The sequence below is a fragment of the Pseudomonas sp. ESBL9 genome, assembly GCF_036668715.1.
GTDB classification, from domain to species: domain Bacteria; phylum Pseudomonadota; class Gammaproteobacteria; order Pseudomonadales; family Pseudomonadaceae; genus Aquipseudomonas; species Aquipseudomonas lundensis.
Genome location: NZ_JAZEVV010000004.1, coordinates 91,968 through 105,667 on the forward strand (window position 1 = coordinate 91,968; position 13,700 = coordinate 105,667).

Genomic DNA, 13,700 nt, shown 5'->3' on the forward strand with positions numbered 1-13,700 from the left:
GGCCCGTTTCCCAAGCAAAAAAATGGCCGCTCCATGAGCGGCCATTTTGGTTGAGGCTAAACGCTTGATCTCACGGCTTAGTAGCGTTCGACCTTGGCCTCGTTTTCCAACTGCTTGCGCAAAGCAGAGAAGTCCTGCTGACCGGCACGCGAAGCGAGAACGCGACGATACGTAGCTTTCTCTTCTGCTGTCGGCTGGGCACCGTCATTGACGGCATTCAAGCGCAGCACGACAACACTGCCATCCGCCAGGGTAACGCTGCCGAACGTCGGCTTGTCCTTGGAGGCTGGCTTGGGCATGCGGAACACGGCTTGCAAGACAGCCGGATCGATACCGTCCTGACCTCGTGCCACCCCTTGCTCAACCTTCCAGGCATGACCATCAACCGGCTGATTCAACGGCAACTTGCCATCGCGCAGTCCTTTAATGATGTCCTCAGCCCGGGTTTTAGCCGCAGCACTGGCGTGCTCTTTAACCAATTGCGCACGAATGCTTGGCGCGACCGCTTCCAGCGGCAATTGCTCCGGCTTGCGGTGCTCCTTGACGCGCAATACGACAACGGTCTCAGGATCAAGCTCAATGGCAGAGCTGTTCGCCCCCTCATCCATCACTTCAGTGCTGAATGCGGCTTGAACCACAGCGCGGTTGGCGGCAACCCCTTCTCCACCTTCACGACCAAACGGTGCAGAGGTGTGAACGGTCAACTTCAGCTCCTGGGCTGGCTGCGCCAGATCAGAGGCTTCAAATGCCGAATCTTCAAGCTGCTTGCTGGCATCGACAAAGCGCTGCTCGACCTGTTGTGTTTTCAGGTCACGCGTCAGTTTGTCTTTGAGGCTGGCAAAGGTCGGCACCTCAGGCGCTTCCACACCCAGCAGTTTGATCAAGTGGTAGCCAAAGCTCGTGCGAACCGGCTCGGACACCTGGTCTTTGTTCAGCGCATACAGGGCTGTCTCAAACACCGGGTCGTAAACACCCGGGCCTGCGAAACCAAGATCACCGCCGTTAGCCGCCGAACCTGGATCCTGAGAGAACTCCTTGGCCAATGCCTCGAAACTTTCGCCCTTGGCCAGACGTTGTTGAATCTCGGCGATTTTGGCCTTGGCTTGCTCGTCGCTGACTTTGTCGTTCACTTCAATCAGGATGTGCGCGCCACGACGCTGTTCAGCCAAATTGGCGATTTCTTTCTGATAAAGCGCCTGAAGCTCGTCATCCTTGACCGCCACCTGATCAAAGAAAGAAGACTTCTTCAATTCGATGTAATCGATCACAACCTGATCAGGGGTCATGAACTCTTTGGCGTGCTCGTCGTAGTAGGCCTTGATCTCGTCATCGCTCAATTTCACCGCAGCAGGATCGGCCTTGATGTTCAGCGAGTCGAAATCGCGGGTCTGTTTTTCAAGACGGGCGAAGGCGTTGACTTGCTCGTCGGTAACAAAACCACTGCCTGCCAAACCGGCGCGCAGCTGACCAATCAGCATTTCTTCAGCCAGCATGTCGCGAAATTGCAGGCGGCCGTAGCCCAACTGGCGGATGACCTGATCGAAACGCTCGGGACTGAACTTGCCATCCACCTGGAACTCTGGCGTTTGCAGAATCACTTGGTCCAGCGCGGCCTCAGAGAAAGAGAACTTGGACTGGTTGGCACCTTGCAGCAACAGCTTGCGGTCGATCAACCCTTTGAGGGCCGACTCACGCAGCATTTTCTCGTCCAGAAGCGAGGCATCGAAATCCTTGCCCAGTTGCTGCATCAGCTGACGACGTTGCATGTCGACGGCCTGGCTCAGCTCGGTTTGAGTGATTTCTTCACCATTTACCTTGGCTGCATCCTTGCTGGTCGAAGTGGCTTGAAAAATGGCATCGAAACCGGTCAACGCCATTAACGCGACGATGACACCGATGATGGTCTTGGCAATCCAGCCTTGTGAATTGTCCCTGATATTTTGCAGCATGCTTCCCCCAGAAACGGTCTTGCTTAATGAACAACCGTGGAGCGTGGGTAGAGTCCGGATAGAAGAAAGGCGCATCCGAGGATGCGCCTTCTCGTAACTGGCGGAGCGGACCGGGCTCGAACCCGCGACCCCCGGCGTAACAGATCGATATAGCCATCGACCGCACTACCGCTCCGCTGCCAAGCCTGGCGTGCGCCTGACCCGGTTGGGTAAAAGGTGTAGCAGAAACTCAGTTAACGGCTTCTTTCAGCGCTTTACCGGCTTTGAAACCTGGCTTTTTAGCAGCAGGAATTTCCAGCGTTTTACCGGTCTGTGGGTTACGACCAGTACGAGCAGGACGATCGGTTACAGAAAAAGTACCAAAGCCAACCAGTACCACAGAGTCGCCAGCCTTAAGAGCGCCAGTGACGGATTCGATTACTGCGTCCAGCGCACGGCCGGCGGCAGCTTTCGGGATATCAGCAGATGCAGCGATAGCATCAATCAGTTCCGACTTGTTCACTCTAAGTCCCCTTATATCTATCTGAGTATGTTTCTAAAGTTTTTTGGTCAAAGCAAAACGACTGCTGAAGCACTTACGGACACTTATAGAGCCGCTTTATAACAAGGGCTCTAAAAAGCGTCAAGAAAGCCCCTCAGGCGAATCCGTATTAATGCGTGCTAATTCTTTCCTTAGAGTCAGACTCTCGTTTGTCTTCCTTGGCGACAATCTCGGGAGCCTCGTCCGGCAAGGGCTCCGGCGCGTATTGCAGCGCAATTTGCAGGACTTCGTCAATCCATTTAACCGGTTTGATTTGAAGATCCTGTTTGATGTTGTCAGGGATTTCCTTCAGATCACGGACATTTTCTTCAGGAATAATTACTGTCTTGATCCCACCACGGTGAGCAGCCAATAGTTTTTCCTTCAAGCCCCCGATGGCCAATACCTGACCACGCAGCGTAATTTCACCGGTCATCGCAACATCTGCCCGCACGGGAATCAGCGTCAGTGCGGAGACCAAAGCGGTGCACATTCCGACACCCGCGCTCGGGCCGTCCTTGGGCGTAGCGCCTTCAGGCATGTGAATGTGAATATCGCGTTTCTCGTGGAAATCCAACGGGATACCCAGACTTTTAGCGCGACTGCGCACAACCGTCAGCGCTGCCGTGATCGACTCGACCATGACATCGCCCAGCGAGCCGGTCTTGATCAGTTGACCTTTGCCAGGCACGACTGCGGCTTCAATCGTCAACAGCTCGCCGCCCACCTGAGTCCAGGCCAGGCCGGTTACCTGACCAATCTGATCTTGCTGTTCAGCCAAGCCATAACTGAATTTTCTTACACCTAAAAAGTGCTCGAGCAAATCAGACGTCACCACCACAGAGAAGCGTTTTTCCAACGCATGCTCTTTGACGGCTTTACGGCAGATCTTGGCAATTTGACGCTCAAGCCCCCGTACACCGGCTTCACGGGTGTAGTAACGAATGATGTCGCGAATGGCTTCGTTGTCGAATGCCAATTCGCCTTTTTTAAGGCCATTCGCCTCGATTTGCTTGGGTGCCAGGTATTTGACAGCAATGTTGATTTTTTCGTCTTCGGTGTAACCCGGCAGACGAATTACCTCCATCCGGTCCAGCAACGCTGGCGGAATGTTCATGGAGTTAGAGGTGCACAGGAACATCACATCGGACAGGTCGTAATCAACCTCGAGGTAATGATCATTGAAGTTATGGTTTTGCTCAGGATCGAGCACTTCGAGCAACGCTGACGCGGGATCGCCACGCATGTCGCTGCCCATTTTGTCGATTTCATCGAGCAGAAACAGCGGGTTACGTACGCCCACTTTGGTCATTTTTTGAATCAATCGGCCTGGCATCGAACCGATATAAGTCCGGCGATGGCCCCGAATTTCGGCCTCGTCACGGACACCGCCCAACGCCATTCGCACGAATTTACGATTGGTTGCATGGGCGATCGACTCGGCAAGCGAGGTTTTACCGACCCCCGGAGGCCCGACCAGGCACAGCACCGGTCCACGGATTTTCTTCACCCGCTTTTGCACAGCGAGATATTCAAGAATCCGCTCTTTAACTTCCTCCAGACCGTAATGGTCGGCATCAAGGATGTCTTCAGCGCGCTTGAGGTCCAGACGCACCTTGCTCTGCGCTTTCCAGGGCACCTGGACCAGCCAGTCGATATAGGAGCGTACGACCGTCGCTTCGGCCGACATGGGCGACATCTGCTTGAGCTTGTTAAGCTCAGCCTGCGCTTTGGCCATGGCATCTTTTGGAAGGCCGGCTGCATCAATGCGCTTTTTCAGTTCTTCAATTTCGTTGTGACCTTCGTCACCATCACCCAGCTCTTTCTGAATGGCCTTCATCTGCTCATTCAGGTAGTACTCGCGCTGACTGCGTTCCATCTGCTTTTTGACGCGGCCGCGAATGCGCTTTTCAACTTGCAGCAGATCGATTTCGGCGTCCAGCAGCGCGAGCACGTGCTCCACCCGGGTTTGCAGATCGATGATTTCGAGTATTTCCTGCTTCTGTTCGATCTTGAGTGCCATATGGGCAGCCATGGTATCGACCAGTCGGCTTGGCTCATCAATGCTGTTAAGCGAAGACAACACCTCAGCCGGTACTTTTTTGCCCAACTGCACATACTGCTCAAACTGCGAGAGCAGGCTGCGTACAAATACTTCGGACTCGCGCTCAGGCGCAGCCGCTTCTTCGATCAAGGAAACTTCGGCGCTCAGGTAACCATCCGCCTGGCCAAATTTTTCAACAGCGCCACGCTGCTCACCCTCGACCAGCACCTTGACGGTACCGTCTGGCAGTTTCAGCAACTGTAAAACAGTGGCGATAGTGCCCACGCCATAAAGTGCGTCGGCAGTGGGATCATCGTCAGCAGGATTTTTTTGAGCCAACAGCAGGATTTGCTTGTCGCCCGTCATCGCAGCCTCGAGGGCCTCGATCGACTTCTCGCGTCCCACGAACAGTGGGATCACCATGTGCGGATACACAACGACATCACGCAACGGCAGGAGAGGCAATTCGATGGTTGTCTTCATGATTTCGCCTCTACGGCGGCCATACGGCCGTAATCAGATGGAAGTAAGCTTGAAGCCAAGATGGGGGCTGTCTCTAAAAAAAACAAGCGTTGATAGGCAGTAAAAACAAAGGGGCCCGAAGGCCCCTTTGTTAAACACGCACCATGTAACAAAGAGCTACACATTTACGCGTCTGGCGCAGCCTTGGCAGTCGCATCGTTGTTTTCGTAAATCAACAATGGCTTGGACTTGCCTTCGATAACGCTTTCATCGATCACCACTTTACTCACCTCGGACTGCGAGGGGATTTCATACATGGTGTCGAGCAGCACGCCTTCGAGAATGGAACGCAGGCCACGAGCACCTGTTTTACGTTCCAGAGCACGCTTGGCCACAGCTTTCAGCGCATCCGCACGAAACTCAAGGTCTACACCTTCCATTTCGAACAACTTGCCGTACTGCTTGGTCAGCGCATTTTTAGGCTCGGTGAGAATCTGCATCAATGCAGCCTCATCCAGCTCATCCAATGTCGCCAGTACAGGGAGACGGCCTACGAATTCCGGAATCAGACCAAACTTGACCAAATCGTCAGGTTCGACCTCACGTAGGGATTCACCTACCTTCTTGCCCTCTTCCTTGCTGCGAACCTCAGCACTGAAGCCAATACCGCCACGGGTTGAGCGAGCCTGAACGACCTTTTCGAGGCCGGAGAAAGCACCACCGCAGATGAAGAGAATATTACGGGTATCAACCTGTAAAAATTCTTGCTGAGGATGCTTGCGCCCACCTTGAGGAGGAACGGAAGCCACGGTACCTTCGATCAGCTTCAATAGAGCTTGCTGCACACCTTCACCGGAAACATCCCGGGTGATGGACGGGTTGTCAGATTTGCGTGAAATCTTGTCGATTTCATCAATGTAGACAATGCCCATCTGAGCCTTCTCTACATCGTAGTCGCACTTCTGCAACAGCTTCTGAATGATATTTTCAACATCTTCCCCCACATAACCCGCCTCAGTCAGCGTGGTTGCGTCGGCAATGGTGAAAGGCACATTCAGCAAACGAGCCAAGGTCTCTGCCAGCAGGGTTTTACCCGAGCCAGTAGGACCGATAAGCAGGATATTACTCTTGCCCAGTTCGACGTCGTCGTTCTTTTTGTCACGCTGGTTGAGGCGCTTGTAGTGGTTATAAACCGCTACAGCCAAAACCTTTTTGGCACGTTCCTGACCAATTACATACTGATCAAGGATGCCGCTGATTTCTTTTGGCGATGGTAATTTATGCGCACTGCTCTCGGCCTGGGCTTCCTGCACCTCCTCACGGATGATGTCATTGCACAGGTCGACGCATTCGTCGCAGATAAAGACCGAGGGGCCGGCAATCAATTTGCGCACTTCATGCTGGCTTTTGCCACAGAAGGAGCAATAGAGCAATTTGCCGTTGTCCTCGCCGTTGCGGGTGTCAGTCATTCGATCGATCCAAATCCGATAGGCTTGCAACACAAGATGAAGGCAACTGCAGGCTTTTTCAAGCCCACAGGTGGCCGGATAAACCAACCACCTACATTTGAGCTGCTTAAGCGGGCATTTGACGCTTGCTGAACACAGAGTCGATCAAGCCATATTCGGCTGCACGCTCGGCACTCATGAAGTTGTCACGCTCCGTGTCACGCTCGATGGTTTCGAGGGTTTGACCGGTGTGATGCGCCAACAGCGAGTTCAAACGATGACGGATGTTGAGGATTTCCTTGGCGTGAATATCGATATCCGACGCCTGCCCCTGGAAACCGCCCAGTGGCTGGTGAATCATCATCCGCGAGTTCGGCAGGCAATGACGCTTGCCCGGCGCACCGCCAGCCAACAGGAATGCACCCATGCTGCAGGCCTGACCAATACAGATGGTCGAGACGTCCGGCTTGATGAACTGCATGGTGTCGTAGATCGACATGCCTGCCGTTACCGAGCCACCAGGGGAGTTAATGTAAAGATGGATGTCCTTGTCCGGGTTTTCGGCTTCAAGGAAGAGCAACTGCGCCGCGACCAGGTTAGCCATGTAGTCTTCTACAGGGCCTACCAGGAAGATGATCCGCTCCTTCAACAGGCGCGAATAGATGTCATAGGCGCGCTCGCCACGGGCGGACTGCTCAACAACCATCGGGACCAAGCCGCCAGCGGCTTGAATGTCAGAGTTCTGCTGCATATAAGAATTGCGGGACATGTCCTGCAGTCACTCCCAAATAGTTCTGTCTTGAATACGCATAAGCCAGCACGAGGCTGGCTTATGGTTGTGTTTTCAAACGAATCTGAAATCAGTCGGCTTGTGGAGCTTCCACCGGCTTGACAGCTTCTTCGTAAGAGACCGACTTATCGGTCACCTTAGCCTTCTGCAGAACAGTATCCACAACTTGTTCTTCCAGCACAACCGAACGGACTTCGTTCAATTGCTGGTCATTTTTGTAGTACCAGGCTACAACCTGCTCCGGCTCCTGGTAAGCAGAAGCCATTTCCTGAATCATTTCACGAACGCGATCTTCGTCTGGCTTCAGGTCGAACTGCTTGACCACCTCAGCCACGATCAAACCCAGCACAACGCGACGCTTGGCTTGCTCTTCAAACAGCTCGGCTGGCAGTTGATCCGGCTTGATGTTGCCGCCGAACTGCTGAACAGCCTGAACGCGCAGACGGTCAACTTCGCTCGACAACAGCGCCTTAGGCACTTCAATCGGGTTGGCAGCCAGCAGGCCTTCCATAACCTGATTTTTAACCTTGGACTTGATCGCCTGACGCAATTCACGCTCCATGTTCTTACGAACTTCGGCGCGGAAACCTTCAAGGCCAGTCTCTTTGATACCGAACTGAGCGAAGAATTCTTCGTTCAATTCAGGCAGCTTTGGCTCAGAAACGGTGTTAACCGTCACGGTGAACTCGGCAGTTTTACCTGCCAGATCAAGATTCTGATAGTCCTCAGGGAATGTCAGGGTCAGAACGCGCTCTTCGCCCGCCTTGGCGCCTACCAGACCTTCTTCAAAACCAGGAATCATGCGGCCCGAACCCAGAACCAGCTGAGTACCCTTCGCCGATCCGCCTGCAAACACTTCACCGTCAACCTTGCCAACGAAGTCGATATTCAGCTGATCTTCGTTCTGAGCAGCACGCTCAGTGACTTCAAAACGAGTGTTCTGCTTGCGCAGTACTTCCAGCATCTTGTCCAGGTCAGCATCAGCCACTTCAGCGCTCAGACGCTCAACGGCAATAGTGTCCAGACCCGTCACTTCGAATTCAGGGAACACTTCGAAAGTGGCGATGTATTCCAGATCTTTGCCTTTTTCGAACACTTTAGGTTCTACAGATGGCTGACCTGCCGGGTTGAGCTTTTGCTCAACCACTGCTTCGTAGAAGGAAGCCTGGATGATGTTGCCCAGCGCTTCTTGACGCGCATCAGCTTCGTAGCGCTGGCGGATCACGCTCATTGGCACTTTGCCTGGACGGAAGCCCGGGATCTTGGCCTTTTGGGCAGTCTGTTGCAGACGCTTGTTGACTTCAGCCTCAATACGCTCAGCTGGCACGCCAATGGTCATGCGACGCTCAAGAGCGGAAGTATTTTCAACAGAAACTTGCATGGATATTCCTCGTTGCACAGACGTTAGCCGGCCGTTTCCGACCCCATAATCAAGGGCATGCATTCTAGTGGGTCAAACTCAAGAAGTCACCCTACCGCATTCGTACCCGGAAACAGCACACGCATTAATAAGGAGCAGCATTCATTCGCTCACTCCCGGAGACACAACCTATAACCATAAAGACCGAGTCAGAACCTTCCTATATAGAAGGCGACTCTCGGCCATAAACGCCCACCAAAAAGGCCCAGCTAAAGAGGAAAAGCAGAAATGCCTGACTCGACAACCCGCCTCTTTAGCACGATCAATGGCGCTTGAACATTTAAAAACGCCAAAACGAAAAAGGCGCAGCCCTTTTCAGGTGCTGCGCCTTTTTTAGTAAGTGGACGAGCCACTAATTTGGTGCGGACGGAGAGACTCGAACTCTCACACCTTGCGGCGCTGGAACCTAAATCCAGTGTGTCTACCAATTCCACCACATCCGCATTTCAAACTTTTGAAGCAAAGACGCCAGATTATTAATCTGGCGTCTTTCTAAATATGGGGTGGACGAAGGGGATCGAACCCTCGACAACGGGAGTCACAATCCCGTGCTCTACCAACTGAGCTACGCCCACCATATTGCCTGTACTGCCTACTTGTGCCAAAGCTGCCTAATGGCGCACCCGGCAGGACTCGAACCTGCGACCATCCGCTTAGAAGGCGGATGCTCTATCCAGCTGAGCTACGGGCGCCTTATTAATCTGTACTCTGTGACGACTACAAACTAAGTGCTTTCAGTATCACCAAGCTAGACATCAACTTCGCTCTACCTTCTTAACCAGTGCTAGGCTGTGCCCGACAAGTGCGACGAATGTTATAGGTGAGTCGGTAGGTCGTCAACTCTTTTTTAAAAAAAGTTTAGAAATATAAAGGGGTTAGGGGATTAAGCAGACCAAGCGCCTTTGCCCTCACGCCATGGCATGCGAGAATGCACGCCCTTTTTCCACCCTTTTCGATGGTTAATCACGCGTAATGACTGCACAACTAATCGACGGCAAAGCGATCGCCGCCAGCCTGCGCCAGCAGATTGCCAAACGTGTTGCCGAGCGTCACGAGCAAGGCCTGCGCACTCCTGGTCTGGCAGTGATTCTGGTCGGCAGCGATCCTGCCTCCCAGGTTTATGTTTCGCACAAGCGTAAAGACTGCGAAGAGGTAGGCTTTCTTTCACAAGCCTATGACTTGCCTTCCGATACCAAACAGCAAGACCTGACCGACTTGATCGACCGCCTCAATGACGATGCGAACATTGACGGCATTCTGCTGCAATTACCGCTGCCAGAGCATTTGGACGCCTCCAAACTGTTGGAGCGCATCCGCCCTGACAAAGACGTAGACGGTTTCCACCCCTACAACGTCGGGCGCTTGGCACAACGCATCCCGCTCCTGCGCCCTTGCACCCCCAAAGGCATCATGACCCTGCTGGAAAGCACAGGCCAAAACCTGTACGGAATGGATGCCGTCGTCGTAGGCGCCTCCAACATTGTGGGGCGTCCAATGGCCATGGAGTTGCTGCTGGCAGGCTGCACCGTGACCGTTACCCACCGTTTCACTAAAGATCTGGCTGGCCATGTCGGCCGCGCCGACCTGGTGGTGGTAGCCGCTGGCAAACCGGGCCTGGTCAAAGGTGAGTGGATCAAGGAAGGCGCCATCGTGATTGACGTCGGGATTAACCGCCAGGCGGATGGCAAGCTGGTGGGTGACGTGGTTTACGAGACCGCCCTGCCCCGTGCAGGCTGGATCACCCCCGTTCCGGGCGGCGTAGGCCCGATGACGCGTGCCTGCCTGCTTGAGAACACGCTGTACGCCGCCGAGACGTTGCACGGCTAAGCGCTCAATCCATTGAGGCCAACGGCACCTTCGGGTGCCGTTTTTGTTGGCGATAACTCTCCAGACAAACAAAAGCCCGCACGAAGCGGGCTTGTGTTGGTACGGCGATTAACTAGTCAGCCAGACGCCAGGTGGTTGCGCCCTTCCCGTCTTCGAGCACAACCCCCATTTCGGTCAATTGATCACGAATACGATCGGATTCGGCCCAGTCTTTTGCCGCACGCGCCGCCAAACGCGCCGCGATCAAAGCTTCTACCTGCGCAGCGTCGACCTTGCCTTCAGCGCCTGCCTGCAAGAAATCGTCCGCCTCAAGTTGCAAGACGCCCAGCACATCCGCCAACTGCTTGAGACGAGCCGCCAAACCAGCCGCCGCCTGAAGATCAGTTTCACGCAGGCGATTGATTTCACGGACCATCTCAAACAAGACCGCACACGCTTCCGGCGTACCGAAATCGTCATTCATCACCTGAGTAAAACGCTCTACAAACGCTTCACCACCCGCTGGCTCAGCCTTTGGCAAGCCTTTGAGCGCATGGTAGAAACGTTCAAGCGCTGCTTTTGCGTCCTTCAGGTTGTCTTCCGAATAGTTGATCGAGCTGCGGTAGTGGCTGGACACCAACAAATAGCGCACCACTTCCGGATGATATTTCTCCAGCACGTCGCGAATGGTGAAGAAGTTGTTCAAGGATTTGGACATCTTCTCGCCATTGATGCGAATCATCCCGCAGTGCATCCAGGCATTGGCGTAGGTCTTGCCCGTCGCCGCCTCACTCTGGGCGATTTCGTTTTCATGGTGTGGAAACTCAAGATCACTGCCGCCACCGTGAATATCGAACGTCTCGCCCAGGCAGCAGGTAGACATGACCGAACATTCAATATGCCACCCCGGACGACCCGGACCCCACGGCGACTCCCAGCTAGGCTCCCCGGGCTTGACGCCTTTCCACAGCACGAAATCCAGCGGATCGTCCTTGGCTTCGTCAACTTCGATGCGCGCACCGATACGCAGGTCTTCAATTTTTTTACGCGACAACTTGCCGTAGCCCATAAATTTGGCCACGCGGTAGTACACATCACCATTGCCCGGCGCGTAAGCAAACCCCTTGTCTATCAAGGTCTGGATCATCGCGTGCATGCCAGCAATGTGATCCGTGGCACGCGGCTCCATGTCCGGCTTGCGGATATTGAGCCGCGCTTCGTCTTCATGCATCGCGGCGATCATGCGCTCGGTCAACGCAGTGAAGGACTCATTATTTTGGACCGCGCGATTGATGATCTTGTCGTCGATATCCGTAATGTTGCGTACATAGGTCAAGTCATACCCACTGAAGCGCAACCAGCGGGTAATCAGGTCGAAAGCAACCATGCTGCGACCATGACCCAGATGGCAATAGTCATAGACCGTCATGCCGCACACGTACATGCGCACGTTGTTGCCGTCCAGCGGCTTGAAGACTTCTTTGCTCTTGGTGAGCGTGTTGTAGATCGTTAGCACGACGACTTCCTTAAAACTGACTCACTGACCCCAAGAATCGCGCAGGGTCACGGTGCGGTTGAATACCGGACGACCCGGTTTCGAGTCCTTGATATCCGCGCAGAAGTAACCTTCGCGCTCGAACTGGAAACGGTCTTCAGGCTGTGCATTCCCCAAAGATGGTTCAGCACGACAACCGGTCAGGACCTGCAGCGAGCCAGGGTTGATGTTTTCGAGGAAACCCGCACCGTCTTCAGCCTTTTCAGGATTCGGCGAACGGAACAGACGATCATAAAGACGCACTTCACATTCAACGCTGGCTGCAGCCGGCACCCAGTGCACAACCCCTTTGACCTTGCGACCTTCCGGGTTTTTACCCAAGGTTTGCGGATCGTAGGAACAACGCAACTCGACGATATTGCCCTCGGCATCCTTGATTGCTTCATCCGCACGAATGACATAACTGCCACGCAGCCGCACTTCGCCCGCAGGCTCAAGCCGCTTGTAACCTTTTGGCGGTTCTTCCATGAAGTCATCCCGGTCGATATAGATTTCGCGCGCGAACGGCAGCACGCGCACACCCATGTCTTCTTTTGGATGGCAAGGCAGCTCAAGGTTTTCAACCTGACCTTCCGGGTAGTTGGTGATCACAACCTTCAACGGACGCAAGACGCACATGGCACGCGGCGCGCTTCGATCCAGATCGTCGCGGATGCTGAACTCCAGCATGCCGAAATCGACTACACCGTCGGAACGGTTGGTGCCGACCATGTCGCAGAAGTTACGGATCGACTTGGGGGTATAACCACGACGGCGGAATCCCGACAGCGTGGACATGCGCGGGTCGTCCCAACCGTTGACGTGCTTCTCATCAACCAACTGCTTGAGCTTGCGCTTGCTGGTGATGGTGTAGTTCAGATTCAGACGCGAGAACTCGTACTGACGAGGCTTGCTCGGCACCGGCAAATTGTCGAGGAACCACTCATACAGAGGACGGTGACCTTCAAATTCGAGGGTGCAGATCGAATGAGTAATCCCTTCGATGGCGTCAGACTGCCCATGGGTGAAGTCATAGTTGGGGTAGATGCACCACTTATCGCCCGTCTGATGGTGATGAGCATGACGAATGCGATACAGAATCGGGTCGCGCAGGTTCATGTTCGGCGAGGCCATGTCAATTTTGGCACGCAACACACGCTTGCCATCTTCGAACTCACCCGCCTTCATGCGGGCAAACAGGTCGAGGTTTTCCTCTACGCCGCGGTCACGAAACGGGCTGTTTTTGCCAGGCTCGGTCAGGCTGCCGCGGTACTCTTTGGCCTGTTCAGGCGTCAAGTCGCAGACGTAGGCCTTGCCCTCTTTAATGAGGTAAACCGCCCACTCGTGCAACTGGTCGAAATACTGAGAGGCATAGCGCACTTCGCCGGACCATTGAAAGCCCAGCCATTTGACATCGCTTTCAATGGCGTCAATGTATTCCTGGTCTTCCTTGGCCGGGTTGGTGTCGTCAAAACGCAAATGCGTGACACCACCAAACTCTTCAGCCAGCCCGAAGTTCACGCAAATCGATTTGGCGTGACCAATGTGCAGGTAACCGTTGGGCTCGGGCGGGAAACGGGTCACGATCTGTTTGCATTTACCCGAGTCAAGGTCAGCCTGAACGATTGGACGCAGGAAATTGGCCGGGACAGCTGGGCCAGCCTTTGGATTCAGAGTGGGGTCGACAGTGGGCTTGCTCATAGGATCCTTGAACATAACGAGTGCGC

At 54.1% G+C, this 13,700-nt stretch carries 9 protein-coding genes and 3 tRNA genes; 1 reads left to right on the forward strand and 11 read right to left on the reverse strand.

What is annotated here, in order from left to right; all coding sequences use genetic code 11:
• Positions 1 to 77: 77 nt before the first annotated feature.
• The 9 genes from V6F78_RS12705 to V6F78_RS12745 all read right to left on the reverse strand — a co-directional run bounded on the left by V6F78_RS12705 (position 78) and on the right by V6F78_RS12745 (position 9,325).
• Complete coding sequence (locus V6F78_RS12705; RefSeq protein ID WP_047294195.1) at positions 78 to 1,949, reverse strand: SurA N-terminal domain-containing protein; 1,872 nt, start codon at positions 1,947 to 1,949, stop codon at positions 78 to 80.
• Between the two features lie 229 nt (positions 1,950 to 2,178).
• A complete protein-coding gene (locus tag V6F78_RS12710) occupies positions 2,179 to 2,451 on the reverse strand; it encodes an HU family DNA-binding protein (protein ID WP_003183171.1) in 273 nt (90 codons plus the stop codon).
• Between the two features lie 148 nt (positions 2,452 to 2,599).
• On the reverse strand, positions 2,600 to 4,996 hold the full coding sequence (gene lon / locus V6F78_RS12715; RefSeq protein WP_047277959.1) for an endopeptidase La: 2,397 nt from the start codon (positions 4,994 to 4,996) through the stop codon (positions 2,600 to 2,602).
• A 164-nt stretch (positions 4,997 to 5,160) separates the two neighbouring features.
• A complete protein-coding gene (gene clpX, locus V6F78_RS12720) occupies positions 5,161 to 6,444 on the reverse strand; it encodes an ATP-dependent Clp protease ATP-binding subunit ClpX (protein WP_047276597.1) in 1,284 nt (427 codons plus the stop codon).
• Between the two features lie 106 nt (positions 6,445 to 6,550).
• A complete protein-coding gene (gene clpP, locus V6F78_RS12725) occupies positions 6,551 to 7,192 on the reverse strand; it encodes an ATP-dependent Clp endopeptidase proteolytic subunit ClpP (RefSeq protein ID WP_047276599.1) in 642 nt (213 codons plus the stop codon).
• Between the two features lie 91 nt (positions 7,193 to 7,283).
• Positions 7,284 to 8,594, reverse strand: coding sequence for a trigger factor (gene tig, locus V6F78_RS12730; protein ID WP_047276601.1), 1,311 nt, complete (start codon positions 8,592 to 8,594; stop codon positions 7,284 to 7,286).
• A 397-nt stretch (positions 8,595 to 8,991) separates the two neighbouring features.
• Positions 8,992 to 9,076 (reverse strand) — tRNA-Leu (locus V6F78_RS12735).
• 56 nt (positions 9,077 to 9,132) lie between these two features.
• Positions 9,133 to 9,208 (reverse strand) — tRNA-His (locus V6F78_RS12740).
• 40 nt (positions 9,209 to 9,248) lie between these two features.
• Positions 9,249 to 9,325, reverse strand: a tRNA-Arg gene (locus tag V6F78_RS12745).
• 280 nt (positions 9,326 to 9,605) lie between these two features.
• On the opposite strand from V6F78_RS12745, the gene folD reads away from it, so the two are divergent.
• Positions 9,606 to 10,460, forward strand: a complete 855-nt coding sequence (folD, locus tag V6F78_RS12750; protein WP_047276671.1) for a bifunctional methylenetetrahydrofolate dehydrogenase/methenyltetrahydrofolate cyclohydrolase FolD — start codon at positions 9,606 to 9,608, stop codon at positions 10,458 to 10,460.
• Between the two features lie 112 nt (positions 10,461 to 10,572).
• Here the strand turns inward: folD and cysS are convergent, their stop codons facing one another.
• Together cysS and V6F78_RS12760 are read right to left on the reverse strand one after the other, a co-directional pair.
• Positions 10,573 to 11,955: a cysteine--tRNA ligase gene (gene cysS / locus V6F78_RS12755; RefSeq protein ID WP_047295307.1), complete on the reverse strand. Its 1,383-nt coding sequence runs from the start codon at positions 11,953 to 11,955 to the stop codon at positions 10,573 to 10,575.
• 21 nt (positions 11,956 to 11,976) lie between these two features.
• Positions 11,977 to 13,674: a glutamine--tRNA ligase/YqeY domain fusion protein gene (locus V6F78_RS12760; RefSeq protein WP_047277965.1), complete on the reverse strand. Its 1,698-nt coding sequence runs from the start codon at positions 13,672 to 13,674 to the stop codon at positions 11,977 to 11,979.
• Positions 13,675 to 13,700 lie beyond the last annotated feature (26 nt).